This is a genomic window from Ferroacidibacillus organovorans, from assembly GCF_001516615.1.
Lineage (GTDB): Bacteria > Bacillota > Bacilli > Alicyclobacillales > SLC66 > Ferroacidibacillus > Ferroacidibacillus ferrooxidans_B.
Map to the genome: position 1 here is coordinate 25,040 of NZ_LPVJ01000019.1, position 25,889 is coordinate 50,928.

Annotated in this window: 29 protein-coding genes and 7 tRNA genes; 21 read left to right on the top strand and 15 right to left on the bottom strand. The window is 50.4% G+C overall.

What is annotated here, in order from left to right; all coding sequences use genetic code 11:
- The first annotated feature begins 210 nt into the window (after positions 1-210).
- The 9 genes from ATW55_RS06040 to ATW55_RS06080 all read left to right on the top strand — a co-directional run bounded on the left by ATW55_RS06040 (position 211) and on the right by ATW55_RS06080 (position 5,840).
- Positions 211-286: transfer RNA gene (locus tag ATW55_RS06040), tRNA-Trp, on the top strand.
- A gap of 16 nt (positions 287-302) precedes the next feature.
- Positions 303-378, top strand: a tRNA-His gene (locus tag ATW55_RS06045).
- 3 nt (positions 379-381) lie between these two features.
- A tRNA-Gln gene (locus tag ATW55_RS06050) sits at positions 382-456 on the top strand.
- 7 nt (positions 457-463) lie between these two features.
- A tRNA-Lys gene (locus tag ATW55_RS06055) sits at positions 464-539 on the top strand.
- Positions 540-765: 226 nt separating this feature from the next.
- Positions 766-1,506: an iron-sulfur cluster repair di-iron protein gene (ric, locus tag ATW55_RS06060; RefSeq protein ID WP_201024937.1), complete on the top strand. Its 741-nt coding sequence runs from the start codon at positions 766-768 to the stop codon at positions 1,504-1,506.
- Between the two features lie 460 nt (positions 1,507-1,966).
- Entirely contained in the window at positions 1,967-2,881 is a 915-nt protein-coding gene (locus ATW55_RS06065; RefSeq protein WP_067714126.1) for a ubiquinol oxidase subunit II, read from the top strand.
- A 16-nt stretch (positions 2,882-2,897) separates the two neighbouring features.
- A complete protein-coding gene (locus ATW55_RS06070; protein WP_067714129.1) occupies positions 2,898-4,868 on the top strand; it encodes a cbb3-type cytochrome c oxidase subunit I in 1,971 nt (656 codons plus the stop codon).
- A gap of 2 nt (positions 4,869-4,870) precedes the next feature.
- On the top strand, positions 4,871-5,500 hold the full coding sequence (locus ATW55_RS06075; RefSeq protein ID WP_067714132.1) for a cytochrome (ubi)quinol oxidase subunit III: 630 nt from the start codon (positions 4,871-4,873) through the stop codon (positions 5,498-5,500).
- A 1-nt stretch (position 5,501) separates the two neighbouring features.
- Entirely contained in the window at positions 5,502-5,840 is a 339-nt protein-coding gene (locus ATW55_RS06080) for a cytochrome o ubiquinol oxidase subunit IV (RefSeq protein WP_082685596.1), read from the top strand.
- A gap of 330 nt (positions 5,841-6,170) precedes the next feature.
- On the opposite strand, the gene ATW55_RS16455 is transcribed toward ATW55_RS06080, so the two are convergent.
- The 3 genes from ATW55_RS16455 to ATW55_RS06090 form a co-directional block, all read right to left on the bottom strand.
- Positions 6,171-6,308: a hypothetical protein gene (locus tag ATW55_RS16455; protein WP_162839390.1), complete on the bottom strand. Its 138-nt coding sequence runs from the start codon at positions 6,306-6,308 to the stop codon at positions 6,171-6,173.
- A gap of 229 nt (positions 6,309-6,537) precedes the next feature.
- Positions 6,538-6,614, bottom strand: a tRNA-Pro gene (locus tag ATW55_RS06085).
- A gap of 13 nt (positions 6,615-6,627) precedes the next feature.
- Positions 6,628-6,710: transfer RNA gene (locus ATW55_RS06090), tRNA-Leu, on the bottom strand.
- A gap of 167 nt (positions 6,711-6,877) precedes the next feature.
- Here ATW55_RS06090 and ATW55_RS16270 point away from each other — a divergent pair.
- The 5 genes from ATW55_RS16270 to ATW55_RS06110 all read left to right on the top strand — a co-directional run bounded on the left by ATW55_RS16270 (position 6,878) and on the right by ATW55_RS06110 (position 11,140).
- Positions 6,878-7,048, top strand: coding sequence for a hypothetical protein (locus tag ATW55_RS16270; RefSeq protein ID WP_160327173.1), 171 nt, complete (start codon positions 6,878-6,880; stop codon positions 7,046-7,048).
- Positions 7,029-8,108 carry a tellurite resistance/C4-dicarboxylate transporter family protein gene (locus tag ATW55_RS06095; RefSeq protein ID WP_160327174.1) on the top strand — a complete coding sequence of 360 codons (1,080 nt, stop codon included), beginning with the start codon at positions 7,029-7,031 and terminating at the stop codon, positions 8,106-8,108. Before ATW55_RS16270 ends, ATW55_RS06095 begins: the two co-directional genes overlap by 20 nt.
- Before the next feature lie 93 nt (positions 8,109-8,201).
- Positions 8,202-8,639, top strand: a complete 438-nt coding sequence (locus ATW55_RS06100) for a universal stress protein (RefSeq protein WP_067714141.1) — start codon at positions 8,202-8,204, stop codon at positions 8,637-8,639.
- Between the two features lie 184 nt (positions 8,640-8,823).
- Positions 8,824-9,438 (top strand): alpha/beta hydrolase, encoded by a 615-nt coding sequence (locus ATW55_RS06105; RefSeq protein WP_067714143.1) that lies wholly within the window; start codon positions 8,824-8,826, stop codon positions 9,436-9,438.
- 16 nt (positions 9,439-9,454) lie between these two features.
- Positions 9,455-11,140 carry a M14 family metallopeptidase gene (locus ATW55_RS06110; protein WP_235587026.1) on the top strand — a complete coding sequence of 562 codons (1,686 nt, stop codon included), beginning with the start codon at positions 9,455-9,457 and terminating at the stop codon, positions 11,138-11,140.
- A gap of 36 nt (positions 11,141-11,176) precedes the next feature.
- On the opposite strand, the gene ATW55_RS06115 is transcribed toward ATW55_RS06110, so the two are convergent.
- The gene (locus ATW55_RS06115; RefSeq protein ID WP_067714145.1) at positions 11,177-12,202 is read right to left on the bottom strand and encodes an NADH:flavin oxidoreductase/NADH oxidase; all 1,026 of its coding nucleotides are present in this window, start codon (positions 12,200-12,202) and stop codon (positions 11,177-11,179) included.
- A 105-nt stretch (positions 12,203-12,307) separates the two neighbouring features.
- On the opposite strand from ATW55_RS06115, the gene ATW55_RS06120 reads away from it, so the two are divergent.
- Positions 12,308-12,940 (top strand): hypothetical protein, encoded by a 633-nt coding sequence (locus ATW55_RS06120; RefSeq protein WP_067714147.1) that lies wholly within the window; start codon positions 12,308-12,310, stop codon positions 12,938-12,940.
- 13 nt (positions 12,941-12,953) lie between these two features.
- Here the strand turns inward: ATW55_RS06120 and ATW55_RS06125 are convergent, their stop codons facing one another.
- Positions 12,954-14,093, bottom strand: a complete 1,140-nt coding sequence (locus tag ATW55_RS06125) for an NADH-dependent flavin oxidoreductase (protein ID WP_067714149.1) — start codon at positions 14,091-14,093, stop codon at positions 12,954-12,956.
- Between the two features lie 103 nt (positions 14,094-14,196).
- Here ATW55_RS06125 and ATW55_RS06130 point away from each other — a divergent pair, with 103 nt between their 5' ends.
- The gene (locus ATW55_RS06130; RefSeq protein ID WP_067714152.1) at positions 14,197-14,826 is read left to right on the top strand and encodes an FMN-binding negative transcriptional regulator; all 630 of its coding nucleotides are present in this window, start codon (positions 14,197-14,199) and stop codon (positions 14,824-14,826) included.
- 17 nt (positions 14,827-14,843) lie between these two features.
- Here ATW55_RS06130 and ATW55_RS06135 read toward each other — a convergent pair whose 3' ends face one another.
- Positions 14,844-15,941 carry a M42 family metallopeptidase gene (locus tag ATW55_RS06135; RefSeq protein ID WP_067714155.1) on the bottom strand — a complete coding sequence of 366 codons (1,098 nt, stop codon included), beginning with the start codon at positions 15,939-15,941 and terminating at the stop codon, positions 14,844-14,846.
- Between the two features lie 172 nt (positions 15,942-16,113).
- On the opposite strand from ATW55_RS06135, the gene ATW55_RS06140 reads away from it, so the two are divergent.
- Positions 16,114-17,301, top strand: a complete 1,188-nt coding sequence (locus ATW55_RS06140) for a glycosyltransferase family 2 protein (protein WP_067714158.1) — start codon at positions 16,114-16,116, stop codon at positions 17,299-17,301.
- Between the two features lie 52 nt (positions 17,302-17,353).
- On the opposite strand, the gene ATW55_RS06145 is transcribed toward ATW55_RS06140, so the two are convergent.
- From ATW55_RS06145 to ATW55_RS06175, 7 genes are all read right to left on the bottom strand, one after another.
- Positions 17,354-17,551 (bottom strand): hypothetical protein, encoded by a 198-nt coding sequence (locus tag ATW55_RS06145; RefSeq protein ID WP_067714161.1) that lies wholly within the window; start codon positions 17,549-17,551, stop codon positions 17,354-17,356.
- A 12-nt stretch (positions 17,552-17,563) separates the two neighbouring features.
- A complete protein-coding gene (locus ATW55_RS06150) occupies positions 17,564-18,001 on the bottom strand; it encodes a hypothetical protein (protein WP_067714164.1) in 438 nt (145 codons plus the stop codon).
- A gap of 110 nt (positions 18,002-18,111) precedes the next feature.
- Complete coding sequence (locus ATW55_RS06155) at positions 18,112-18,957, bottom strand: glycosyltransferase family 2 protein (protein WP_067714167.1); 846 nt, start codon at positions 18,955-18,957, stop codon at positions 18,112-18,114.
- A complete protein-coding gene (locus tag ATW55_RS06160) occupies positions 18,957-19,682 on the bottom strand; it encodes a glycosyltransferase family 2 protein (protein WP_067714170.1) in 726 nt (241 codons plus the stop codon). The genes ATW55_RS06155 and ATW55_RS06160 overlap by 1 nt, the downstream gene beginning before the upstream one ends.
- A gap of 16 nt (positions 19,683-19,698) precedes the next feature.
- Positions 19,699-20,445: a glycosyltransferase family 2 protein gene (locus ATW55_RS06165; RefSeq protein WP_067714183.1), complete on the bottom strand. Its 747-nt coding sequence runs from the start codon at positions 20,443-20,445 to the stop codon at positions 19,699-19,701.
- A gap of 33 nt (positions 20,446-20,478) precedes the next feature.
- Complete coding sequence (locus ATW55_RS06170) at positions 20,479-21,543, bottom strand: glucose-1-phosphate thymidylyltransferase (RefSeq protein ID WP_067714195.1); 1,065 nt, start codon at positions 21,541-21,543, stop codon at positions 20,479-20,481.
- 134 nt (positions 21,544-21,677) lie between these two features.
- Positions 21,678-21,754 (bottom strand) — tRNA-Arg (locus ATW55_RS06175).
- A 168-nt stretch (positions 21,755-21,922) separates the two neighbouring features.
- On the opposite strand from ATW55_RS06175, the gene ATW55_RS06180 reads away from it, so the two are divergent.
- The 3 genes from ATW55_RS06180 to ATW55_RS06190 are packed head-to-tail and all read left to right on the top strand — an operon-like array spanning position 21,923 to position 24,866.
- Positions 21,923-22,861: an alpha/beta fold hydrolase gene (locus tag ATW55_RS06180; protein ID WP_067714198.1), complete on the top strand. Its 939-nt coding sequence runs from the start codon at positions 21,923-21,925 to the stop codon at positions 22,859-22,861.
- A 52-nt stretch (positions 22,862-22,913) separates the two neighbouring features.
- Complete coding sequence (locus ATW55_RS06185) at positions 22,914-24,179, top strand: D-alanyl-D-alanine carboxypeptidase family protein (RefSeq protein WP_235587031.1); 1,266 nt, start codon at positions 22,914-22,916, stop codon at positions 24,177-24,179.
- 15 nt (positions 24,180-24,194) lie between these two features.
- Entirely contained in the window at positions 24,195-24,866 is a 672-nt protein-coding gene (locus ATW55_RS06190) for a precorrin-2 dehydrogenase/sirohydrochlorin ferrochelatase family protein (protein WP_067714205.1), read from the top strand.
- 3 nt (positions 24,867-24,869) lie between these two features.
- Here the strand turns inward: ATW55_RS06190 and ATW55_RS06195 are convergent, their stop codons facing one another.
- Positions 24,870-25,076, bottom strand: a complete 207-nt coding sequence (locus ATW55_RS06195) for a hypothetical protein (protein WP_067714207.1) — start codon at positions 25,074-25,076, stop codon at positions 24,870-24,872.
- Positions 25,077-25,196: 120 nt separating this feature from the next.
- Here ATW55_RS06195 and ATW55_RS06200 point away from each other — a divergent pair, with 120 nt between their 5' ends.
- Positions 25,197-25,538, top strand: a complete 342-nt coding sequence (locus tag ATW55_RS06200; RefSeq protein WP_067714209.1) for an SCP2 sterol-binding domain-containing protein — start codon at positions 25,197-25,199, stop codon at positions 25,536-25,538.
- Positions 25,539-25,594: 56 nt separating this feature from the next.
- Here ATW55_RS06200 and ATW55_RS06205 read toward each other — a convergent pair whose 3' ends face one another.
- Positions 25,595-25,786 (bottom strand): hypothetical protein, encoded by a 192-nt coding sequence (locus ATW55_RS06205; protein ID WP_067714211.1) that lies wholly within the window; start codon positions 25,784-25,786, stop codon positions 25,595-25,597.
- Positions 25,787-25,889 lie beyond the last annotated feature (103 nt).

Here is a 25,889-nt window from a genome sequence, read left to right on the forward strand (position 1 = left end):
CGGTAGTTGCCCATTCGCAAGATGAGATCTTGTGTAACCTTATCTTCTTTTTATAAATGCGGCAGAACAGATTTTCATTCCTTTTCACAGAAAGGCTTTATGTCGCATTCTGACTTCCAACAGAACAGGTGAAAGTATGCGTGATGCCCAATTGCGTAGATTTGACATTTCACCTCACCCCGTGTATACTTTGAAAACGTTGAAAGGAATAGGGGCGTAGTTCAGCTGGTAGAACGGCGGTCTCCAAAACCGCATGTCGTGGGTTCGAATCCTGCCGCCCCTGCCAGAAATTTGACGATATGGTGGGCGTGGCGAAGCGGTTAACGCACCGGATTGTGGCTCCGGCATACGTGGGTTCGATCCCCATCGCTCACCCCATGTTGGGGAGTCGCCAAGTGGTAAGGCAACGGACTTTGACTCCGTCATTCGTAGGTTCGATCCCTACCTCCCCAGCCATACGTAAGAGCCATTAGCTCAGTTGGCAGAGCACCTGACTTTTAATCAGGGTGTCGATGGTTCGAGTCCATCATGGCTCACCAAAGGAAACCGCGCGGATGCGCGGTTTTTGCTGTCCTGCGGGGTATGCAGGAGGCAGGGACTTTGGGCTTGGTGAAACTTTGGCGCAACTGGAGATACTTTGCTACGTATCCCATTGAATGTGATTCTTATCACTGTCCAGCATGATTCCGCCTGCTATGTTTGAGATACAGATCAGGCAGATCAGATCCATTCTTGTTTTGATGGAATAAACTGGAGGTGCCGTTCATGATGCGCGACCAAGCGGAGACAATGTTTACCGAAGATCATAGGCTCGGGGATATTGTTGTGAAATTTCCACAGGCAGGAGATATTTTCAAGCGATATCATATCGATTTCTGCTGTGGAGGTGATCAACCATTGTCTGAAGCGATCGCTGAACATAGCATCGACGGTTCCTCTCTTCTCAAGGAGCTCAATGAACGTTATAGAGAAGCCGTTCGACAGGGGATCGAAATCACGGATTGGTCGAAGGCTTCCATGGAACAACTCATTCACCATATTGTAAATAGACACCATGCGTATCTGAACAAGGTCTTTCCGCCCATGTCGGAGCTAACGGCAAAAATTCTCCGAGTACATGGGGAAAATCACGGACAAGTGCTGTCTCAGGTGCATCGTTTGTTTAGTCAATTGCGAACGGACATGGAACAGCACATGATTGCCGAAGAGCAATCCGTCTTTTTGCAAATTATTGACTATGAACAGATCCGAACGCCAGGGAAACTTGGGGCAGTGATTGCTGCGGTGGAAAAACTCGATCAAGAACATGAGGCAACTGGTGACATTGTCAAGATGATGCGCAAGGTTACGGATAATTACGCATTGCCAGAGGATGCCTGTGCCACTTACGCTTATGTTTTTGAGAAGCTGGAAGAGCTGGAAACTGATATTTTTCAGCATATTCATCTCGAGAACAATATCTTGTTCAATCGATTGCTAAATGAGCGTTTGCTCCCGAGTGAATGACATTTACGACGTTTTAGACTTTGAAAAGCGATAAGATTCTTCATTTTGGTTGTTGGGTCAACGGGTGATTGAATAAGCCCCAAGAAGGGGCTGACACAAATCGTCAGTCTCTGTGTGCGAGTCCGGCACTAAGACAGGATTGGCTTCCAGATCCGCAGGCAAGCGGTGGTGGGGGCTTTTTTTGCTATTTCGGTGAATGGGTTCGCACTCACTTATATAGATGCGAAAAAAGTTTCTGATTCTGTAGAATGGACGTTTAGTCTTTATGGACTACAAAAATTGGTCTGTCTGGGGGGAGTCTGCCTAGCAGGCTTATGTCTTACTCAAAGACGAATCGCGAGATATGCTCGTATTGGAGTCGAGAACAAGACTGCGCTCAATCGATGCAGATTTCTGTGTGGGGAGTGCGCGCTGTTTACGGCTTCGCGTGACATGGCATGAAGGGAAGGAGTGAGCGAATATGCGCGAAAAAATAAAAAAGCGACGAATCCGTCTGGGATTGCTCGGCGCTTCTGCAATAACCCTGCTTTTGTCAGGTTGTGGTCCGCAGTATATGGTGCTTGACCCCGTGGGGCCCGTTGGGAAAGAAGAACTTCATCTGATTCTTCTCTCCGTCATTCTCACCGCAATCGTCATCATACCTGTATTGGGACTCTTAGTCTTTATCGTTTGGCGTTATCGTGATAAACCAGGAAACCGCGCGCCGTATCTTCCAAAATGGTCAGAGAGTCGCGTGCTGGAAGTGGTCTGGTGGGGGATACCGATCGTCATCGTCGGCATTCTCGGCTATTTCACTGGAAAAACGACGTTTGCACTTGTCCGTCCGCCAGAAAACAACATACCTCCGATCACTGTCGATGTGACGTCACTCGATTGGAAATGGCTATTTCAGTATCCTGGCCAGAAAATTGCCACCGTGAATTACGCGGTCATTCCGACGGGCGTGCCGATTAATTTTGTGCTTACGTCGGACGCGCCGATGAATTCGTTTTGGGTTCCCCAACTCGGTGGACAAGAGTATACCATGCCTGGAATGGCGATGCGCCTATGGCTTCAGGCGAACCAGGCAGGAACGTTCTATGGGCACGGCGCAAACTTTACTGGTCGCGGGTTTGCACACATGAATTTTAATGTGATCGCAAAACCGGCGGATCAATTTTATGGATGGGTTCGCAGTGTCAAGGCGACGTCAAGCCCTCTCACGTATGCGGTTTACGATCAACTCAAAAAGCCGAGTGTCATCGGGACCACTCAGTATTCTTCGATTCCGCCGAATCTGTTTAACGGAACGGTTTGGGCTGACGGTGGACGGTATATGCCTGGCATGCTGCCGGCACAAAGCATGAGTACGATGAAACAAAGTTCATCTCATTGAGAAAGGAGTGACAGACATGCCAGCTTGGCTCTCACATTTTACGACAACGTATCTGATGTGGAATGAAGGCCCGATGATCTGGGCCTCAGATGTATTGATCCTTCTCACATCGCTTGGCATTGTCGTGGCGCTCACGCGATTGCACCGCTGGAAGTGGCTATGGCGCGAATGGCTTACAACCGTCGATCATAAGAAAATAGGCATCATGTATCTGATTGCGGCGCTCTTGATGCTGTTTCGCGGAGGCGTTGACGCGCTGTTATTGCGGACACAACTCGCCGTGCCGGGAAATCATTTTCTAAGCGCTGAACACTATGACCAAATCTTTACGACACACGGTACCATCATGATTTTGTTTATGGCGATGCCCTTTATCTTTGCCTTATTCAATATTGTGGTGCCGCTCCAAATTGGTGCGCGTGACGTTGCATTTCCTTATTTAAATGCGATCTCGTTTTGGCTCTTCTTTTTTGGCGCAATGCTCTTTAACATTTCCTTTGTTTTTGGCGGATCGCCTGATGCCGGTTGGGTCAGTTATCCGCCGCTGTCGGAGCTTGGTTTTGATTTTGGACCGGGAGAGAACTACTACCTGCTTGCCGTTCAGATCTCTGGTATTGGAAGTATCGCGACGGGAATCAATTTCTTGGCCACCATTTTTAAGATGCGCGCGCCAGGAATGAAACTCATGCGGATGCCGCTTTTTACCTGGTCGGTTGTTGCGGCGAGCGTTGTCATCATTTTCGCCTTTCCGGCGCTTGCCATCGCGCTCGCGCTGCTGACACTTGATCGCGTGGTGGGGACTCACTTTTTTACGATCTTGCACGGCGGCGATCCGATGATGTTCGTCAATCTCTTCTGGGTGTGGGGACACCCGGAGGTGTACATTGTCATTTTGCCTGCCTTTGGCATCTACTCTGAGGTGGTTGCCACATTTGCGCGAAAGCGCGTCTTTGGTTACTCCTCCATGGTGTTATCGCTCATGCTGATCAGCGTCATCAGTTACTTTGTGTGGGCCCACCACTTTTTTACGATGGGCGCTGGAGCTGGGGTCAACACATTCTTTGCCGTCGCTTCGATGCTTGTCGCCATACCGACTGGCGTCAAAGTATTCAACTGGCTGTTCACGATGTTTCGCGGGCGCATTCGACTGACACTGCCCATGCTGTGGACGATCGCCTTTGTCCCATGCTTTGCCATCGGTGGGGCAACCGGTGTGATGTTGGCTGCAGCGCCTGCAGATTATCAGTATCACAACAGCTACTTTCTAATCGCCCATTTCCATCAGGTATTGATTGGCGGCGTCGTCTTTGGAATGCTTGCCGGCATGTACTACTGGTGGCCAAAAATGTTCGGCTTTATGCTTGATGTGCGACTTGGGAAAATTGCGTTTTGGCTCTTTAACATTGGCTTTTATGTCTGCTTCATGCCACAATACGCGCTTGGTTTCATGGGAATGCAGCGCCGTATGTACACCTATCCCACGGATATGGGGTGGGGAACGCTCAATTTCATCTCGACCGTTGGCGCCTACATCATGGGACTTGGCTTTCTTTTTATCGTCATTCAGGTGCTTTACAGTATTAAGCATGGCGAGCGTGATAAAACAGGCGATCCGTGGGATGCCCGTACACTCGAATGGTCGCTTCCATCCCCTGCGCCGCACTACAATTTTGCCGTGATTCCGACGGTGACAGAGCGTGACATGTGGTGGGAACTCAAGGAGCGGCAGGAGACTGATCTTCTGAAACTCAAGCCGGAAATGATCAAGCCAATTCACATGCCGAAAAATTCGGGTCGCCCGTTTTTGCTTGGACTCTCATTTTTTGTGGCAGGATTCGGGCTGGTTTTTGGCTGGATTCCCATCGCAGTGATTGGGCTCATTGGTATCTTGCTCTGCCTGCTCTTTCGCGCATTCGAATATGGCGATGAGCATACGGTTCCAATTGATGAAATTCGCGAGACAGAAGCCGCATTGGGGAGGTTGTGATCATGGCTTATGTAGAACACGCTCTCCATGGACGCGCTGAGAATGAGGCAAAACCGCTTGAATACCAGGATCCTGAACAATCGATCAAGATTCTCGGTTTCTGGATTTTTCTTGCGACCGATATGCTGCTGTTTGGCTGCTTATTTGCAACGTACCTCGTGTTGCGCACGCATACGGACGGCGGCCTGACCGCAAAGCAACTGTTTGATGTGCCTGGATTTGCGGCGGAAACGTTTCTCTTGCTCACGAGCAGTTTTACAGGTGGACTCGCAACGCTTGCCATGCGCAATCGAAACAAATCGGCTGTGATGGCCTGGATCGCTGTGACGGTACTGCTAGGTCTTGGATTTCTCGGTTTTGAGATCAGTGAGTTTACCGCCAATGTCGCCAGAGGAGCGACGATGCAGCGCAGCGCCTTTTTGTCGGCATTTTATACGCTTGTCGGCACACACGGGCTCCACGTCTCGATCGGCATTGGCTGGATGATTGTGACATGGATTCAAATCGCTCGCCGAGGAATCACGCGCGTCACGGCGCGCAAGCTTTTCATCGTCAATCTGTATTGGCACTTTCTCGACGTTGTGTGGGTGTTCATTTTCACAGTCGTCTATTTATCTGGGGTGGTGATGTAAGATGGATGTGGAATCCGAAAAAATGGGTGATGGAATCCATCCCAAACATTCGGCGAGGAAATATATTGTCGGCTATCTCTCTTCGCTCGTGTTGACCGCACTCGCGTTTACGTTCGCCTTAAAGCGTACGTTTGCACTTGGTCCGCTTCTGATCGCGCTGATGATCCTTGCTGGCCTGCAAATTATCGTTCAACTGTACTTTTTCATGCATGCCACAGAGGGGGATGGACCGCCGTATCACCTCGGCGCACTTGTGCTGGGACTGGTTTTCACGTTTGCTGTTGCATTGATGTCAGTTTGGATCATGGGTTTTCCGGCTTTGAGTGCTCAAGTTTCGTAAATCATTGCAGTGACATGCGCAGGGGCGCAAGATGTGTTTCACGGTTTGCGGTGCGTCCCTGCACGTTTCTTTGAAAAAAAACAGACATGACGCGATGAGGCAAGACGCATTGCGTCTTGCCTCAACGGAGTATAGCTGAGAATGTCAAGCGGGGAAAATTTCCCCCGCTTCTCAGCAATTGTCATTAGTAGGCCCCGCCACCGTATGTCGGGACAAAGAGGAAAAATAGTACAAAGATGATCAAAAACACAATCGCCCATTGGGTATAACTCCCAAACGTGCCCATGTGTGAAAACCTCTCTTTCATAGCGAATGACCGAAACATGAAACTTAGTAAACGCCGCCGACACCAACACCTGTACCTGCAGCGCCATAACCAGCGCCGACACCTGGAACGAGCAAGAAGAACAGTACGAAAATAATCAGAAACACAACAGCCCAACGCGTGTAGCCGCCAAATGTACCCACACACATTCCCTCCTTTCGTGTCACCTTCATAGGGTATGTGTGCGATTGGGATACGTACTGAGTCGATCGCCCGTTTTTAAAAGACGTACCAAGGAAGCTTCGGGTTAAGGTAAATGCGGCGTGATGATGTGTTTTATCCATGGCGGTCACAGGATCGAGAAGAATTCAGGTAGGGGGGTGTAATAATGTGGAGAAGAAATGAAAAAAGCCCGTTTCCACGGACTTTTAATGGTCGGAGTTACAGGATTCGAACCTGTGGCCTCCTGCTCCCAAGGCAGGCGCGCTACCAAGCTGCGCTAAACTCCGAAGTGTTTGATCATGGTGCGGGTGAAGGGACTCGAACCCCCACGGTTGCCCGCCAGATCCTAAGTCTGGTGCGTCTGCCAATTCCGCCACACCCGCATGGTTTGAAGTCTCGCCATCAGGTGGCTTGGGATTGAATCAAAACCACTGCTTTAATAATATATAGGATCTACATGGAGATGTCAAGGAAATGGCGTTTAGAAAAAATGAAATCTCTCATTGGAAGAAGGCTGTCGTAAAATAGTGTGAGAATGGAGGAGATCACGATGCGTCTGAAGCCTGGGGATCGCGTGAGACATCCTGATTGTAACCTGGATGGTAAGGTGATTGACATTCAGAGCAACCCGGCCTGTTTATTGCGAACGCTTGTGGTGACGTGGGAAAATGGTGAGACAGAGGAATGGAGCGAGTTGGAATTTGGTCCGATCGAAGATTGACAGGGGTCCATTGCAGTGGAGAGCGTGGTTTCAAACGCGCATTCGCACACTTAGTCCCGCCTATTTTTCAGTGGTCATGGCGACGGGAATTCTCTCAGTGGGATCCGAATTGAATGGATGGCGAGTAGTTTCAAATTTTTTTCTTGTGCTTTCATTCATTTTTTTCATCAGTTTTTTGCTTCTGTACGGATTTAGGTGGATTCGTTTCGCTTCGTACATGCGCGCGGACTTTATTCATCCAGAACGCAGCTTTGGCTTTTTGACACTGGTTGCCGCGACAGATGTACTTGCGATTCGCCTTAACGGCACACACGAACTCTGGTTGATGGTTCTTCTCGCTTTAATGGGTCTCCTTTCTTGGATGGCGCTTTTGTATATGCAGTTTGCATACCTGATTTTTGAGAATGTGCGCCCGATTGCAGAGGTTGTCAATGGTTCGTGGCTGTTGGCGCCCGTTGCGACGCAGTCGCTTGCGATTGTCGGCACGCTCGTTGCGACACACACGGGAGAAGAGCGCGAATGGATTTTAGTCGCGTCTTTTGCGTTATGGGCTCTCGGAATCCTTTTTTATCTTTTATTTATCGTCTTTATTCTCTATCGCTTCTTTTTTTGTGGCGTGCGCCAAGAAGATCTTGCCCCTTCGTATTGGATTAACATGGGTGCGATGGCGATTGCGACCGTTGCGGGAGCCCACCTTGCATCGCCAGACTTAGAGTCCTCTTTTTTGCGCCTTGTGCACTCTTTTGTCGTCGCGCTCACCGTCATGATGTGGGCGTGGGGAAGCTGGTGGTTTCCCCTACTTCTCATCATGGGTGGATGGAAATATCGCTCGCTGCGAAAACTCTTGCACTATGAGACAGGTCTGTGGAGTATCATTTTTCCGCTTGGCATGTACGCTGTGTCGCTTTTTTTCATCAGTCAGTTTCCGGGTTTGCACTTCTTGTCACGATTCGTCGCGACATTTTTGATCTTTGCCATTGTCGCATGGTGTTTCACGCTTTTGCTTTGGGGAAGCGCGACTGCACAAGCGCTCAAACGCCTGTTTCAAAGCGGGCACTGAAGTGCATCTATTTAAACTGAATTTGAACCATCGCTTAGAATCTCTTAAAAGCGCAAGATGGGGTATAATAAAAGAGAAAAGGGGGAATCAAAGATGAACCATATCCTGTATGCAACAGACGGTTCAGGTGCATCCCGCGAAGCGATTCCGATGATTATTGATTTGTTGACGCGTTGGACCGAGGCGAATCTTACCGTTCTCTATGTTTCTACAGCCTATCACGATCCGCTCTATGCGGGGAGCATTCCTGGCGTTCCAACCATTGCAGAACCTGAATACAACGAAGAGATTGTCACCACGATTAAAAAGGAAATTGTCGGGGATGCTTTTTCTTCGTTTCAGGCTCGCGTGAATTTTCAACAGCGTGTGGGGTATCCAGCTGCGGTGATCTGCGAATTTGCGAAAGAGCAATCTGCAGATTTAATCGTCATGGGGAGTCACGGCAGAGGCGCACTTGATCGCTTGTTGATCGGCAGCGTAAGCCATGGTGTTCTCAATCGATCACATGTCCCGGTTCTGGTCGTTCGTTGAGGTTGAACTATGAGGTTTGAAGAGATTGCGGGGATGCCGTACATCCCCGCAATTTTTAATACACGGGCAACACCTACCTGTGGTGCAATTTTTGCCTGTGGAAATAACGGCTGAATGAATGGGTCCATGGATGATCGGAAGATGGTAAAATCACGCGATGGCACAAAAGGAAAAGGGGAGCGCGATGGATTTTCATCACACGTTTGTACGAAAGCAGGGACATTCGAAGAAAATTTTGATTCTCTTGCACGGCACGGGAGGCGATGAGAATGATCTGCTCTCACTCGGCGCATTTTTGGCGCCTGAAGCATCGCTTTTAGGAATTCGCGGAAAGGTGAAGGAAGGTCAGGCGAACCGTTTTTTTCGACGTCTCTCAGAAGGCGTGTTTGATGAAGAGGATTTGATCTTTCGCACACGTGAACTCGCCGCATTTCTTGAAGAGGCAAAGGAGCATTACGGGATTCGCGAAGGCGAATGGATCGCGGTCGGCTATTCAAATGGCGCGAACATCGCGGCGAGTCTGTTACTGCTTGAGCCGGAGGTGCTTTCGGCTGCGATCCTCTTTCGCGCGATGATGCCGCTTACCCCTTCACGTTTGCCTGACCTTTTGGGGCACGCCGTATTTATGTCGTCTGGCCGTGAAGATCCGATTGTTCCGAATGATTCGAGTGAAAGGTTAGAAAAAACACTCGTTACAGCAGGCGCTGTGGTGTCTCACGAATGGCAGAATGCAGGCCATGGGTTGCTGCAATCCGAATTTGTGAGTGCCAAAGTGTGGCTTTCATCGCATATGGGTTAGCTGAGGGGGGAACAAAGTGAAGGCACGCTACTTGGGATTTGAAGACATGTGGAGGGAACTTCGGGCTCTTTTGCGTCAGTATCCATCGCTCATGCGTGTCGAAGTGTTGGGGACGAGTCGCGAAGGACGTGAGATTCCTGTTGTCACATTGACGCAGTCTGAACGTTTCTCTGCGGAGGAAAAATCGGCCGTTTTGGTTGACGCCAACATTCACGCAGGGGAGTTGACAGGAAGTTCCGCCGCGATGTATTGGATTGCGCAGTGCCTTGAAGCGTATGGAACAGATCCAGAAGTTACAGCGCTGTTGGACGATCACACGGTGTATGTTGTACCAAGACTCGCCGTGGATGGGGCTGAGGCCTACCTGACAACACCAGCATGGCTTCGTTCAAGCCCGCATACGTACCCTTATTCTGAATCGCCAGAAGGATTTTATCCAGACGATGTCAACGGCGATGGTGTCATCCTGCACATGCGCATCCAGGCAGAAGATGGAGCGTTTGTTCCCGATGAGATCGACCCGCGCGTGATGCGTCACCGACGTCCAGGTGAGATCGGGGGAATCTATTACCACGTTTTTCCGGAGGGGAGGATCCGTCGCAAATCGCGCTCCGGGAACTTGCCGCCATTTGCAAGAGCCTATAATCGCGCGCAAAGTGGTATGGATTTTAATCGAAACTTCCCGATTCGCTGGGCGAATGAGTCGGTGCAAGAAGGAGCAGGCCCATTTCCACTCTCCGAGCCTGAGTTGAGAAGCTTTGCGCAGTGGATCATCGCACATCCCAATATCGCTTCTTACGCAGCGTTGCACACGTCAGGTGGCGTCATTTTGCGTCAACCTTCAACAGGGGATGACGCTGTTTTATCGCCTTTTGATCGACATCTTTTTACGCGTGTTGCCGAGATGGGCGCAGAAGTCAGTGGATATTTCGCTGGGTCAAACTTTGACAAATTCGCGACAGGCCGCGAAGATGTTTTGATGCCAGGCGCCGCGGATGACTGGATGTATGACCATCTCGGCATACTCGGGTTTACCGTTGAGCTGTGGGATTTGGCGCATCGCGCAGGAGCGCGCGGATATGGTGAACTCGGAATGCGCCGCATGATCCATCGCACGCCGGAGGAGCGCGTTGAAGATGAGCGGAAAATTTACGCTTGGGCGGACCGCGAGGCTGCAGGCATCGGAGTTTTTCCCTGGGCGCCATTTCATCACCCTGATTTTGGCCCAGTTGAAATTGGCGGACTTCATCCAAAATACGTCATTCAGAATCCGCCGCTCCATCTTTTAGAGGAAGAATGCGCGCGTATCGCGCCATTTTTGACGCGGCTCGGCCTTGCTGCGCCGAAACTCTTCATTTCTTATCTACACGTTACAAAAGAGGCAGATCACGTGTACCGCATCGCGGCAGAAGTCGCAAATGGCGGGTTTTTGCCGACGTCGAGCACGGAAAAAGGTAAGTCGCTCACCTTGGACAGACTTACCGCTACCCTCAGTGGGAATATCGAAATACTGGGTGGCAACTCCTTGCAGGCGATGGATCATCTTGACGGTTATGGTGGCCGTGACACATGGGCGACGCCAATTCGGCAGCGCACTACCGTAGAGTGGGTGGTTCGAGGCATTCCACACGAGGAAATCACTGTCAGTTTTTATGCACCGCGCGCAGGACGTGTCTCACAGTCGATCAGATTGTCTGAGTAAGGTGAAGCGAAGGGGAGTGTTAAGCAAAACCCGCACTTAAAAAGCGCGGGCGTACTGTTTAGGAACTTCCGGTGTGGCGCGAAGCGCGAGTGCGGCGTGGAGAGGCCAGTAGGGATCTTTGAGGAGTCCGCGCGCGATGGCGACAAGATCGGCGTCCCTGTTTGCAATGACAGCCTCTGCGAGTGCGGGGTCCTCAAGGCGACCCACCGCGATGACGGGTATGCCTATCGCCTCGCGAATGGCGCGAGCGAATGGAACCTGATAGCCGGGAGATATTCCTGGGCGTCCACCTGAACCAATCGGGCCTTCGCCGCCGGAGCTCACATGAAAAAGGTCGACGCCAGCCGTTTTGTACGCTTTGGCCATCTCAATCGTGTGGGACAACCCGTAGCCGCCGTCAACATACTCTACGGCAGAGAGGCGCATGATGAGCGGCATGTCGGATGGAATGACCGCTTTTACCGCGCGGATGATCTCGACGCCAAAGCGCGCCAGATCCTGTCCATACTCATCTTGACGCTGGTTTGTGAGCGGGGATTGAAACTGATGAATTAGATAGCCGTGCGCGCCGTGAAGTTCAATCGTGTCAACGCCTGCCTTTACCGCGCGAACTGCCGCATCTGCAAAACGCTCAACCATTTTTCGCACCTCATCCGTCGTCAGCGCGCGCGGCATTTTATAGCGCTCACCTGGAAAAGGAACAGCAGAAGGTGCGACAGGATTTTGCGCATCCTCGGCCTTTCGTCCCGCGTGTGCGAGTTGAATCCCGATTTTGGCGCCGTGTTTGTGCACCGCATCAATTACGCGCGCAAATCCGGGGATCTGATCGTCGGACCACAGCCCAAGATCAAAATCGGTGATGCGACCGTCAGGCTCCACATCGGTCATCTCCGTGATAATCAGTCCGGCACCGCCAATGGCGCGCGTGACATAGTGAACAAAGTGCCAGTCGTTTGGAATTCCGTCTTTTGCTGTCACAGAATACTGACACATCGGCGCCATGACAATTCGATTTTTTAGATGAAGTTTTCCAATTTCAAAGGGTGTAAATAACTCAGCCATAAACAATTCCTCCCAAAGCCTTGAATTTGCTATCATAATGAATAGCACATGTTGAAAGTTTACCGATTTCACGCCATTCATGCCAGTGGCAGAGAGGACATCCCAATGAATGTGTTTCCTAAAATGCGGGTCAACACAAGCTCAGTGACCTTCATGGTGATCGTGGCAGCCTTGCTTCTTGTTGCAACGATGTTCTATCCAATATCCACCTCGCTTGGACAAGGTGTAAACGAGAATGTCATTTCGCGTTTTGCCGGCGTCTACAATCAAAGCAGTCACCTTTTTGTCCTGGCATTTTACAATCAGAACACAGAGCAGGGTGAGGTTCCGCTCTCCCCGTTGCCGCTTTCACTGTTTCACCCATCCTCTGTGCCAAACCAGATGGTTACGCAGAATGACTTGCCGGTATTGTTGACAGACGCCATGCAGTCACACGCGACACTGCTTGAACAAGAACTTGGGACACACTATAACGCCCCAGGGTTTCTTGCGCCATTTCCGCATAGTCCTGTCGCTTACACCGTCACCTTTTTAAAGGATCTGGCAAAGCAAAAAATCAATCTCGCAGCGTTTGGTGGGCCGAATATTCCGCCCGGCTCCGTGCCATATCAAAAATTGCCAGGCGGCGTTTTGCATATTGACACAAAGGCGGACGGAAATGTGATTGCGCAGTGTCAACCGGGACAAACACCGCCTGTTTTAAAAGCGCTCAATCCGTCGATTGTTTCCTTTGCATAGCTTGCGGGGCATGTTATGCATTTGCTGGTGCAGCTAGCGGGAACCATCCTGGTGTGCGGGTTATGGCGTTCCAAAGAGGCGTGGGCACGACAAGCCGTTCTTGATCGCTAAGAGAAAGTTCTGTCGCGATGGCGTGCTCATCGCCGCGCGCTACCTTCTGAACCCAATCCGGTTCGATGATGATTTCACGTCCCAGCGCGATCAGGGTGCAGCCGGTTGATGACAGCGCGTCAAGCGCGTCATCCGGGGTCTTGATGGAGCCGACGCCGATGACAGGGAGATCCGCACCTGCGCGCTTTACGATGAGCGCGATGCGCGATGCCGATTGATCCTCGCCGGATTTGGGCGGTGTGCGGTAATCTGTCGCCGAGACGTGAAGGTAATCGAGTGCTTTGTATTTCAAAGCGTCAATCAGCGCGTAAGTGTCTTCCATCTTTAGTCCATGCTCATATGCTTCTTCTGGAGAAAAGCGATACCCGATCAAAAACTCGTTTTTTGCGTGCTCCTTGACAACACGTGTCACTTCATCAACGATCATGAGCGGGAATGTCAGTCGATTTTCTCGAGAACCTCCGAAACGGTCACTCCGTTTGTTTGTGTGGGGAGAATAGAATTGTTGAATCAGATAACCGTTTGCCCCGTGCAATTCTACACCGTCAAAGCCGGCTGCAATTGCACGTCTTGTCGCTTCGCCAAAATCGCGCACGATTTGCATGATTTCAGCCTCTGTCAGCGGTCGCGGGATCGGTGCGCCTTCCTTATCTTCGGAAACATCGCTTGCACTCACAACGTCTCCGCCTGGAACGAGATCTGGCGCACACGCCCGTCCTCCGTGGAAAATTTGCAGGACAGCCTTCGCGCCCTGCTCTTTTATTCCGCGAGCGAGGCGCGCCAGTCCTTCTATGCGGTCTTCTCGCTCAGCGCCAAATTCTCCCGGGAAACCCTTTCCGCTCGGCGAGACAAAAACGCAGGCTGTGATGACCATGCCTACGCCGCCAGATCGTCTCTTGTAGTAGCGGATTTCCTCATCTGACACGCTTCCGTCAGGGAGAGATGAAAAGTGTGTCATCGGCGCCATGACGATGCGATTTTTCAAAACGACACCCCTGCGCAGACGTATCGATTGAAAAAGTGGTTGATAGGTTGAATTCAATACGGACACTCCCTTTTTTAATACAACTAATTTTATTAAAGCGTCATGTTCATTGTACCGATCTGCGAGATAGGCGTCAAACACGATCCGAGGAGGACGTTTTATGTACACACCTGCTGCGTTTGGTATGTCAGATGATGAGATGTTTGAACTGATGGATTCGTTTCCATTTGCTACATTATGCTCTGTTGCAAATGAAGACATGCTTGTATCACATGTGCCGCTTGTATTCAAACGTGAGACGATGTCGCTTCACGGGCATTTTGCGGCGGCTAACCCCCACGCGAAGATTGCTGATGGGGCAAATGTGCTGGCCATCTTTCACGGCCCACACAGCTACATCTCTTCAGGTTGGTATGAAGAAAGACAGTCTGTCCCGACGTGGAATTATCAAGTGGTACACGCCAGAGGAACGATCCACTTTGCTGAGAAAGCGGAGCAGCGTGACCGTGATCTGGCGCAACTCATCCATCAACATGATCCGCAGCTCCCCTTGATCGACGCGCTGAATGAGCCATGGGTTCAAGCGATGGCAAAAGGAATACGCGGATTCCGCATTTCTTTAGTGCAGCTTGAAGGGAAGTCTAAAATGAGCCAAAATCGCTCGCGGGAGGACCAGCGGCGCGTCATTGAAAAGTTGCGGGATTCAGAGCGCGAAGAGGGGCGTGAAATTGCGTTACGCATGCGCAAAAATATGGAGGGCAGTCAAGCCTCTGACGAGGCAGAGGCTTGACTTTAGAAGCATGGGGATTACAGGTCGCGCAGATCATTTAAAACACGTTGATCAAGACGCTTAATCACTTCTGCTAAAAGGGCTACACCGTGATCGAAGTCTTCCTGGTGATAGACTGCTGCGTGGCTGTGAATATAGCGCGTTGTGCAGCCGAAGGCAATGGAGGGGATGCCGGAACCGTGGATGTGAAAACGCCCGGCATCCGTGCCGCCGCCTGCGATGGATTCGACCTGCAGCGGAATTTTCGCATCGGAAGCAGTGTCCATGATGAAATCGCGAAAGCGTGGGTTTGGGATCATCGATCCATCATAGATTAGCAGAATGGGGCCTTTGCCAAGGGTAGAGAGCGCGTCGTATGCATCAATGCCTGGTGTGTCGCCCGCAATTCCGACATCAAGCGCTATGGAAATATCCGGTTTGATGTGATTCACGAGTGTTTGTGCGCCGCGCAATCCGACTTCTTCTTGTGTCGTCGCGCCGGCAAAGAGCGTGTTCGGATGCTCTTGCCCTCTGAGTGCGCGCAGCACTTCGACGGCAGTTACACATCCGAGGCGGTTGTCGAGCGCTTTTCCCATGTACACGTTTGGATTGCCCAGTTGTACAAACGCACTGATTGGCGTGATTGGATCGCCCGGACGTACGCCGAGCTCTTCTGCCTCTGCTTTGCTTGAGACGCCGATGTCAATGAACATGTCCTTTATTTTGACAACCTCATCACGCTCTTTCGCGCTCAGTAGATGAGGGGGTTTGGAACCGATGATTCCGATAACTTCACCTTTGCGCGTTTGGATGGATACGCGCTGTGCGAGCATGACCTGAGACCACCAGCCGCCAATCGTCTGGAACTTAATAAATCCCTCATCTGTGATTGCCTTTGTCAAGAGACCAATTTCATCAAGGTGGCCTGCGAGCAGAATCGAAGGGCCGTCTGCCTTGCCGACTTTCTTTCCGACCACGCTTCCAAAATGGTCGCGAACGATTTCGTCGGAGACAGGTTCGAGATACGATTGATACAATCTGCGTACAGGGGTTTCAAAGCCAGATGCGCCATGTGCTTCACTGAGCGCACGGATCATGTCGATGCGTTCGTTTTTCAATACAATGTCCCCTTCCATAAATCTATGAAATTCAATGATATTCTACCATAATTATTCGAATCGTTATGTATTGTTGTAAATTTATTTCGATATTCACATTGAAATCGTATCCACATGGCATGCAAAGAAGCATGACGCGGTTTGGCGGCCGTGCATAGCATGATAACATCCTTGTGATGGAGTGCGATGCATGTTGATAGATGCGCACCTTGATCTTCATGATCAGCGCGACCCATGGTCGCTTGTTGAGCGTTTTCAAAGTGTCTTAAAGGAAATCAAAGATCCTTGGGTCTTTTGGTCTACGGAACTCCGTCCCACTTCATCCATGGCGCCTGTGGCGCTTCCGGAGGATTCATCGGATTGCGCAATTTTGATTCGCGGTCAAAAAAAGTCGACAGACGCGAGCTGGTTGGACTACTTTTCAGAGAAAAAGGGTATTCCTTGCATCTGGAAAACGGCTGAGCTGTTAAACTGGTTTGCTGCGATTCACGACATGCCTCCTGATCTTCAGTATTTACCTTATCATATTGCTATGGCGTTTTCGACAGCTCACTCACAAGCTCTTTGTGTCACACCTGTCTCATCCGTCTCATCCGTGACAAGTCACACCTTTCGGCCGACAGCAAAAGAACTTCGCTTTGTTCTTGAGAATTCAGGGGATGTTGTGCCATGTGTGCAGTGGCAAATCAAGCCCATCATTTCGGTCGTGATTTGCGCATTTAATGAATCCGCCAGAATTGGCTGGGCGATTCGCTCTGTCTTATTGCAGACGTTTCACGCTTGGGAACTGCTCGTGGTGGATGATGGCTCGACAGATCAAACAGAGCAGATTGTTCGCAGTTACACGGATGAACGCATTTGCTTGATCAAGTCTAAGGAGAACAAAGGGAAATCCCATGCGCTTAACTGCGCTTTGGAAAACGTCAAAGGACATTTTTTTCTGGAACTTGACGCGGACGATTGGCTGGTGCCAGACGCACTTGAAACACTTTATAGAGCATCATCCATTTTGCAGCCGATGAGACTTCTTTCAGCGCACTATTATGTATGGCAAAGTTCAACAAGAGGACAACTCCGCTATCGCGGGATTCATGGCCAAGACCCAGTTCGCATCTCACCCGAATTCGCGCGCGTACCAATTCCACGCTTCTATCGTACAGACGATCTGCAGAGTATCGGCGGGTGGATGACTTCAGACCAATATGGGGGACGCTTGTTTGAGGACGTTTTTATGTCAGATCAATATGCGCGAAGAGGGATTATCCAAGTTCTTGAAAAACCGCTCTATCATCGGGTGATCCACCGCGGGAGTGTAAGCCAGGTGCACGCTAAGGAGTATCGCGTGTGGTGGAATTCTGTGATGGATGTGAGACACTAAAAAACTGGAGATAGGGTCTCATCTGCCCTATCTCCAGATGGTCCGTCTGCCCTTACAGCAGTACGCGCACATATTCAATGCTGTCTGTCGGAATGGTGACGGTTACGGGTTGACTGTATACGATCGGCGGCTCTTGGACTTGAATCACGCTTGTTCTTACTGATGTCAATGTTCCCTCAAACAGTGAACCGGGAACGAACACTTCTACAATTCTGCCGATGAAACTAGAAAGCATGCTCTGGAATGTCACGACGATCCCCCCTTATTGGACACCGGTGATTTTGCTGTACGGGATGACTAAAATGTCGCCGTTGCTCTCTGTCAGTTCCACCGCGTTTGTGCCAACGAGCGTTACGGTGCCGGTGAGGGTGCCAGACGCTGTGCTGACAGTCACAACTTGGCCTTGCTTGCTTGTGAAGAGTGCTTGCAGTGCGGGGTTTGCAGGTTGGCCGCTTGAGATTTGCGCTTCGAGACGTTTTACCCGCTCTCGCAGTTCGTGGAGTTGGCGCTCAATTTCTCGATTCTCTTGCTCAAGTTCGCGAACCTCGTGTTCGAGATGCCTGATTCTGACACGCAGATCTCTTACGATGTTGCGCACTGGAAAAGGCGAGGGCCCTCCTGATCGAATTTGCAGGTTTTGGGCAACGATTCGCTGTGCGCGAATGACACCCACGCGAAGGGGGCGGCGTAATGTACTCAAACTCCTCATCTCCTCTGTTCGTTTTAGCTTGCACTGCATGTATACGTGTTACGAGGAGGGAGGGAGGCGACGCCAACCTATTTCATACAAAAATGGGCAGATATAGAGCGTCAGGTGATGAACTCCTCATATTCATACGCAGGGTATGCGGTTGGATGGCTTGACTCCATAAGATTCTCCCAGGAGAGATGGTCAAAGCAACCTGACCATTTCTGATTAAAATGATCCCAGCTCTGAGTGATCCACGTTTTGCCCTGATCTTCGAGCACAGAGAAAGAACTGTGATTGTCATGCCATACATACGTGTCTAACGCGACAAGGAGGCGCCAGTTCTTTAATCTTGCCCGCAAGCTCCAATCGGCGTCATCCGCTCCGCATACACACCCTGTGTCCAGTTCACCGATTTCGTCAAGTGCCGCTCGTTTTGCCATCCAGATCGTACCTTGAAGGCATTTTGCGGTGATCGCTTTGGGGCGAGTGTCCTGCAGGGCCTGATTGACCTGAACGAGTATCGCTTCATTAAATTCATCTGTGAGTGATAAAGGGGGATGATACTTCAGAATGTCTTGCCATCCGCCAATCCCGCGGCCAAGTGGCGCAACCGCCGCAATGTCAGGGTGGCGCTCAAGGTGTTTGTAAAGCTTATTTGCATAGCCTGGCCCCACATAGACATCCGAGTTTATAAAGCACACATGTCCATGCGGTGGGAGGTGTGAATAGATGGACGCAATGGCGCGTGTGTATCCCACATTCTCAGGCAAAAGCGTCAATGTGAGGCGTGGTTGGTGCTGTGCCGCGAGTTCACGCAGCATCTCGATAGAACCGTCGGTTGAGGCGTTATCCACAACCCAGAGTTGAAATGGGAGATCCGTATAATGCAAGATGTAGCGCAAGCATTGAAGTGTTTTTGAGCACGTGTTAAAACTGACCACAATCACATGCAAAAAGGATGACATCAGGATTCCTCCCACGGTTCAAGAACAGGATCCTGATCAAGGATGGAATCGTAGTGACTGCGTGGGCAAAATTCAGAGTGTGGGTCACGTTGGACATAGAAATCGTATTTTCGCTGCAATTCTTCTTGTGATCCAGCGTAACCGTAGTGTTTGATGCGCAAATCGGATGGCGCACCAGGAAAATCGGTCACCAGATTGCACGGCAGGCTGCCACCGTGAAGCGCCTGGTCGTTCCAGCGATACACGGCTCCTGGCATGTAGCGAAACAATCGTGGTCCGTAGTGAACGGGTGCCCACAATTTATCTGTGCGATAGTGTGTCATGGACTTCCAAAAATGATAAAAACGGAACCCGTACCAGTCTGTGTGTTTTTGATTGATCATACCTTGAATTTGCGTTTTGGCTCGGTTCTCTAAAATTTCATCTGCGTCGATCGCCAAAATCCAATCTGGGAATGTGGCGATTGTTCTCTGAAACAGCCGTTTTTTTAGTGCAGATTCATTGATTCCGTACATGGAAGTGTGGGAGTGACCAATAGAAACCACCTTTGGATACGATTTACAGATCGCGACGGTGTCATCTGTCGAACCGTCGTCAAGAATGACAATCGCGTCAACATATTGCGATAGGTCATCCAAGACCATGCGCAAATAGCGATTTCCTTCATTCCGCACTTGCATCATGGCAGTTAGCTTGTTCCCTTTTTCTTTGCGAATCAGTGTCATGGTGCCACGCCTTTCTTTAGAATTCTGTTGTGCCTAGATGAGACCACTTTTTTCGGAAATAGTGTTCGCTCACTGTGAAATAATTGCGAAGCTGTTCATGGTTTTTATTGCTTTGACCTGTCAAGTGAATAATTTTTGATTTTGGACAGTAGACGACGCGATAGCCTTTGCTGCGTGCGTTAAGCGAGTAATCCGTTTCTTCAAAATAAAAAAAGTAATTTTCATCAAAGAGCCCGAGTGTGTCAAGGAGTGAACGGCGAATCAGATAGGCTGCCCCGCACACGCTGAAACAATCTTCCACCTCTTCGTATTTTCCGGGGGCATCGACTTCCATAAATCCTCTTGGCGCGTGATTTTGATACGTTCCGACAATGCCTGCCCCCGTGATCAATCCTTTTTGATTCACCATTTTGGGGCCAACCACCGCAATTTTAGAGTCTGTGTTCATGCACTCCAATAATGGGGATAGCCAGCCTTGTGTGACGATTACGTCGCTGTTAAGCAACAGAATAAAAGGGCTTTGACCTGCGCGAATGCCTTGATTGCATGCAACTGCATACCCGGTGTTGCGCGAATTGGCAATGACATTCAAATGGCTGCAATCGATTCGCGCCAAGCGTTCTACAGAGCCGTCTGTACTTCCGTTGTCAACGATATAGATGTGGTGCGGCTCATCGGTATGTTTGTGAATGCTCTCAAGGCATGTGAGGAGCAGTTTTTTTGTGTTGTAATTCACAATCACGATATCCACAATAGAGTTCACAAGAGACATGCTCCTTTCGATGAATGTTCCATGTCACAGTTCGCAGTGAGATGTATCCCCAAGAATCAGATGAATCCACGCAGGTTCACTTGTGCTTTTTGTTTTATGGATGACCGTCTCGCGGCCGATCAGAGAGCGAGAGAGGCGGATGGGACCTTCGATGTGGCAGCGATCAAGGAGAATGCTGTTTGTCAATTCGACGCGGCGGAGGACCGCTTCATGGCCAATGGTTGTATAAGGGCCAATGACGGCGTCTTCTATGGTTGCGTCGCGGCCAATCGCCACGGGTCCGATCAAGATGCTGTGTGCGATTTGCGCTCCGCGTTCGATTCGCACATTCCCGATAACCAGTGAAAAGGGGTCTGTGTAGCCAGACAGGCACGGTGTTTGGTCGTGAAGCAAAAGTCGATTGGCTTCAAGCAAGTCATCGGGTCTCCCAGTATCCTTCCACCACCCTGGATGGATTTGAAAAATGACTTCTTCGCCGTGTGCGACGAGCCACTGCAAAGCATCTGTAATCTCTAATTCGCCGCGTGCAGAGGGGACGATGGATGCGATGGCGTCGTGAATGCGGGGAGAAAACGCGTAGATTCCGGTGAGCGCCAAATCGCTGATGAAGGACGTGGGTTTTTCGACGAGTTGCACGATGCGCTTGTTCTCGACCTGCACCACACCGTAGTGCTCCGGGTCTTTGACCCGACTCACAAGTACGGCTGCAACCGGGTTTGCGGATCGAAAGTGCTCGACAAAACTGCGAATGCCTTGATCGAGCAATGTGTCGCCAAGAATCATGACAAAGGGCTGGTCTTGCAAAAAGGATGACGCCGTTTTTACAGCGTGAGCCAAACCAAGAGGACTCTGCTGTGGAATATAGGTGATTTGAACGCCTAGTTCGTGGCCGTTCTTTACGTGTTCTTTTACATGTCGCGCATTTTCACCAACCACGATTCCCAAATCGGTGATGCCCGCCTGACGCAAATTTTCAATGGCGTAGATCAAAATTGGTTTGTTTGCAACAGGCAAAAGTTGTTTCGGGCCCGAGTAGGTCAATGGACGCAGACGTGTGCCTGTTCCACCAGAAAGCAGCAGTCCTTTCAATTTATACATCTCCTTGAAGACGGGAGAATTCAACTGTTTTTTAGACAAAGGGGAACCGTCTTGACGTATGGTATGGCGAGTCAGGTGTACGGGTATAGACGTTTAGTGGAGGCATTACACACATTTTTGGGGGGTGGCGTCTCAGGAGGGATTCGAACCCCCGACCCACAGCTTAGAAGGCTGTTGCTCTATCCAACTGAGCTACTGAGACATGATCGTAAAGTGGCCATAGTTTGTGGAGCAATCATGTTTAAGATACGCTAAAACAAAAAAAGATTCAAGCTGCGTGGGATTTGTGCCGGATTCTTGTTGTTCGCAGATCTTCATGTTAGATTGAGAATACCTTGTCAATCGTTTGGGCGAGAAGGGGAGTGCCTTCGTGATTCGTCGCGAGTTTGAATGGGAGTGCGAGGATACTACGCTTCGCGGTTTTCGATTTGAGCCTGATGGGAGGCAACCCAAAGCGTCTGTGCTGATCGTTCATGGCATGGGCGAATCCTCTGAACGCTATCTTCGATTTGCAAGTGGACTTACAGACTCTCTTTACGCGGGTGTCGCGTATGACCTGCGCGGGCACGGCCGTACAGCGCGCAGTGTCGATGAATTGGGCAATATGGGAAATGGCGGCTTTGAAACAGCCTATAAAGATCTACAGTGTATCGCGTCAGAAATGAAGCGTTCAAATCCGGAACTTCCGATCTTTTTGTTCGCGCACTCCATGGGATCGATGTTGGCAAAAGGCGCGCTTTATCGCGACCCGTCACTTTTTCAAGCGGTCATTTTGTCGGGGACGACAGGACCGCCCAGAGCACTCCTGCATCTTGGCAAACAGATTGCCAAGCGCGAGATCAAGCGCCACGGCCATCTTTATCAAAGCGCCGTTTTGGAAAAGTTGTCGTTTGGAAGCTACAATCGCCCATTTCGTCCCAATCGCACGGGGTATGACTGGCTGTCGCGTGATCGCGATGAGGTTGATCACTATGTAGCTGATCCCTTGTGTGGAAAGATCCTTTGCGCAGGGTCATTTTACGCTATGCTGTTGTGGATCTTAGAGACGCACACCCCCGAAAATCTTGTGAAAATCCCGAAAGACTTACCGATCCTTGTAATTTCAGGCGACAGGGATCCTGTGGGTGAGATGGGAAAAGGAATCATGCAGTTAGAACGGCTCTACCGTCGCTATGGGCTTAGGGGCGTAGAAATGCGCCTGTATAAAGATGCGCGGCACGAACTTCTCCATGAACTCAATCGTGATCAGGTCATGATGGATATCGTGGAGTGGATGGATCAAAAATGCCAGTTACACTTGTCTAAATAAATACAGTTTGTGGTTTTGCCATGGAATGTGGGAGGTTATTGGATTGGGTAAGGTGCGTCAAACGATTGCGATTGCACTCAGTGTCGTCATCGTGGCAGCAGGAAGTATTGTAGCACTTGCAGAAACAGGTAAACCTCAAACCTCCTCGCGGGGTACGTCTTCGCTCATCACCAACACAGAGAACTACCGCGTCTCGCAGGTTCCCTTAGCGGCGCCTTCGGCTGAACTGATTGATGCGACAACCGGACAGATCCTCTATGCGAAGCAGGCGGCAACGAAGCGCTATCCAGCGAGTATCGTCAAATTGATGACGTCGCTGATCGCGCTTGAGCAAGTGACAAAAGGACAGCTTACCTTGCATTCCATCATTCCTGTAAGTCAAGCGGCATACAAGGTGGCGCAGACACCAGGCCTGTCTGTCGCGTATCTCGATCCGTCGCAACGCATCTCGCTGCAAAGGATGCTGGAACTTATGTACGTTGTTTCAGCGGATGACGCTGCGGTCGCCATCGCTGACGCGATCGGCGGAAGTGAGTCTGCATTCGCCCAGATGATGAACCGTGAAGCGGCAAAGCTGCAGATGGTACACACTCACTACACAAACGCGTCTGGATTACAGAATCCAAAACAGGTTACAACTGCGCATGATATTGGCATTCTCGCTCGTTATTTGATAACAAAATATCCAGTCGTATTAAAATATGCGTCGATGCCAGGAATGTACATTTCCCCAGGAAATTATGGTCACACGTATGACCAACTGCTCGGTCAATATCAGGGACTCAATGGCTTGAAGACCGGATCGACGTCCCAGGCGGGGTACTGTTTTGTCGGCACAGCCGTCCGCAATGGGCACCACTTGATCAGCATTGTGCTTGATGACTCGTCTTTTTCGAATACATTCCAGGATACGGCGGCGTTGCTTGACTATGGCTTCCAGAACTTTCATCGCCTGTCACTGATGCCCGCAAATACGCCACTCGCACAGACGGTCTCTGTGTCTGGAGGCGCTGACCAAACGCTTTCCGTTGTCACTCATCAACCCATCACGGCGCTTGCCATGCGTCACGACAAGGTTTCGCTTCAACTCTCGACGCTGACGCAAAAAGCGCCTATCGTAAAAGGGCAGCAAGTAGGGGATGCGCTTGTGATTGTCAATCACACAGTTGTTTCCAAGGTTCCTGTCTATGCGGCGCAGGATGATCCAAAAGCATCTTTCTTGACGGAAGCGTGGAGAAATTTGCTGCGCTCAGCACACCAAGGATCGCGCAAGATTGTCGATGCAATCGTTCGCAAGGCGCAACATCTCATCGGGTAATCGGGGGATAATTAGATGGAGACCGGCAATCCCATGGATGCATGGCTCGGACTCTTTTATCATGTGGCGGAAAAGCACATTCTCGTCATTGGCGGCGGACGTGTGGCGGAGCGGCGCGTCAGAAAATTGGTAGATCTTGGCGCTGTCCCTGAACTTGTCAGCCCCAATCTGTCAGCAGGTCTATACCAGTTGTGGCAGGCCGGCCATATTGTATGGAGGATGCAACGCTTTTCCCCAAGTGATTTGCACAGCGAAATTGACCTGGTCGTAATCGCCACATCCGAGCAATCGGTGAATGATCATATCTCTGCACAGGCGAGAGCGCTCGGTGTTTTGTGCGCGCGCGCAGATGAGCCACTGCGAGGGGATATCATTTTTCCAGCCTCCATGCGTGCGGGAATGATTCGTATTGAGGTGTCGACCTCAGGAGCGAGTCCAGCTTTGGCTGCAGGAATTTGCGACTGGTTGCGACAGGAGTTGCCAAAGAGCATCGTGTCGCTCGCGGAGTGGCAACGAGACGTCCGCGAGATTTTGTCGCGCAAAGGTGTCGCTCCCGGACCGATCTTGAGACGTTTTTCCACGCCAGAGTGGATTCGCGCCTTTGCGTCAGACCGGGTTTTTCTAGAGCGAGAAATTTGCGCCGTTGAACAGACCTACGAGTTAAGCTTGCCGCGACCGCCAATTTGAGCATCATCTGCGCATAAAGTCCCAGCGCTTGCGTCGCTCTTCACGGCGCAGACGTGCATGTTCGAGCGTTGAATGCCATAACGTATAGGCAAGCGCTGCGAGGCATAGGATGAAAGCGAGCTTAAAGAGGATGGACAATACAGCGCCAAGAAGTATGATGCCAGTCCAGATGAGAAAGACAAATGCGACTGCGCGCACGATAAGTGACATTTCGCCACCTCCATACCATGGTATACGAAAAATCTCGGAAATGGTTTCACGTGTGAAACGGGAAATGTCTGGTTGGTTTGCTTTTAGAGAAAATGAAAATGTTGTGGAGGGTGCGCATCTATGGAACCCATCGACGCACGCACAGTTTTTGCCGGAATGAAAACGCAGTTTGACCCCCATGCGGCCAAAGGGGTAAACGCGAAAATTGTCTATGAGTTGTCGGGATCCGACGCGACGATGTGGACACTAAGCGTTCAGGATGGCGTGCTTGATGTTCGTGAGGGCAAGGATGAGGGACGCGTTCAGGCTGTTGTGCGGATGAGTTCTGACGATTTTGTGAAGGTTGCATTGGGAAAGGCGAATCCGATGACCCTGTTTATGACTGGAAAACTCAAAATTGATGGCGATCCATTTATGGCACAAAAGTTTCAATCCTTTTTCAAAAAGCCGGATCATGTCTAAACGTGTGAGTCAATGGTGAAGGCATTCCTTGGAATGCCTTCGCAAAGCGACTGTTTTTACGCCTGCACATCCTCACTTGGTGCCACGAGATCGTTGCGAAGAATCGGTGCGCCTGCCGGAAAGTTCTGATCGACGACACCTCCACCTTCATCCATCATGCGATGGATTCCTTCTTCAATATCCTCGTGAACATCCTGTGTATACACGTCATGAAACGTGGTCTTGGGAGTTGCCTGTTCGTTTTGCACGGACGTTCCCCTTCCGGTTCATGTGGTATAATCTAGAGGTCGTATTCGCAGCATCTCCTCTACACGTTAGCATGTTGAATGTGACAGCCAATTATGTAGAGGA

Bases quoted from the DNA above. Each gene is read 5' to 3' on its own strand.
- ATW55_RS06155 (WP_067714167.1), bottom strand. From the start codon at position 18,957: ATGTCATCCTTTTTGCATGTGATTGTGGTCAGTTTTAACACGTGCTCA.
- ATW55_RS06195 (WP_067714207.1), bottom strand. From the start codon at position 25,076: ATGTCACTTATCGTGCGCGCAGTCGCATTTGTCTTTCTCATCTGGACT.
- ATW55_RS06190 (WP_067714205.1), top strand. From the start codon at position 24,195: ATGGAGACCGGCAATCCCATGGATGCATGGCTCGGACTCTTTTATCAT.
- ATW55_RS16270 (WP_160327173.1), top strand. From the start codon at position 6,878: ATGCGTCTGAAGCCTGGGGATCGCGTGAGACATCCTGATTGTAACCTG.
- ATW55_RS06120 (WP_067714147.1), top strand. From the start codon at position 12,308: ATGAATGTGTTTCCTAAAATGCGGGTCAACACAAGCTCAGTGACCTTC.
- ATW55_RS06130 (WP_067714152.1), top strand. From the start codon at position 14,197: ATGTACACACCTGCTGCGTTTGGTATGTCAGATGATGAGATGTTTGAA.
- ATW55_RS06135 (WP_067714155.1), bottom strand. From the start codon at position 15,941: ATGGAAGGGGACATTGTATTGAAAAACGAACGCATCGACATGATCCGT.
- ATW55_RS06140 (WP_067714158.1), top strand. From the start codon at position 16,114: ATGTTGATAGATGCGCACCTTGATCTTCATGATCAGCGCGACCCATGG.
- ATW55_RS06115 (WP_067714145.1), bottom strand. From the start codon at position 12,202: ATGGCTGAGTTATTTACACCCTTTGAAATTGGAAAACTTCATCTAAAA.
- ATW55_RS06080 (WP_082685596.1), top strand. From the start codon at position 5,502: ATGGATGTGGAATCCGAAAAAATGGGTGATGGAATCCATCCCAAACAT.
- ATW55_RS06075 (WP_067714132.1), top strand. From the start codon at position 4,871: ATGGCTTATGTAGAACACGCTCTCCATGGACGCGCTGAGAATGAGGCA.
- ATW55_RS06070 (WP_067714129.1), top strand. From the start codon at position 2,898: ATGCCAGCTTGGCTCTCACATTTTACGACAACGTATCTGATGTGGAAT.
- ATW55_RS06160 (WP_067714170.1), bottom strand. From the start codon at position 19,682: ATGACACTGATTCGCAAAGAAAAAGGGAACAAGCTAACTGCCATGATG.
- ATW55_RS06200 (WP_067714209.1), top strand. From the start codon at position 25,197: ATGGAACCCATCGACGCACGCACAGTTTTTGCCGGAATGAAAACGCAG.
- ATW55_RS06100 (WP_067714141.1), top strand. From the start codon at position 8,202: ATGAACCATATCCTGTATGCAACAGACGGTTCAGGTGCATCCCGCGAA.
- ric (WP_201024937.1), top strand. From the start codon at position 766: ATGATGCGCGACCAAGCGGAGACAATGTTTACCGAAGATCATAGGCTC.
- ATW55_RS06065 (WP_067714126.1), top strand. From the start codon at position 1,967: ATGCGCGAAAAAATAAAAAAGCGACGAATCCGTCTGGGATTGCTCGGC.
- ATW55_RS06105 (WP_067714143.1), top strand. From the start codon at position 8,824: ATGGATTTTCATCACACGTTTGTACGAAAGCAGGGACATTCGAAGAAA.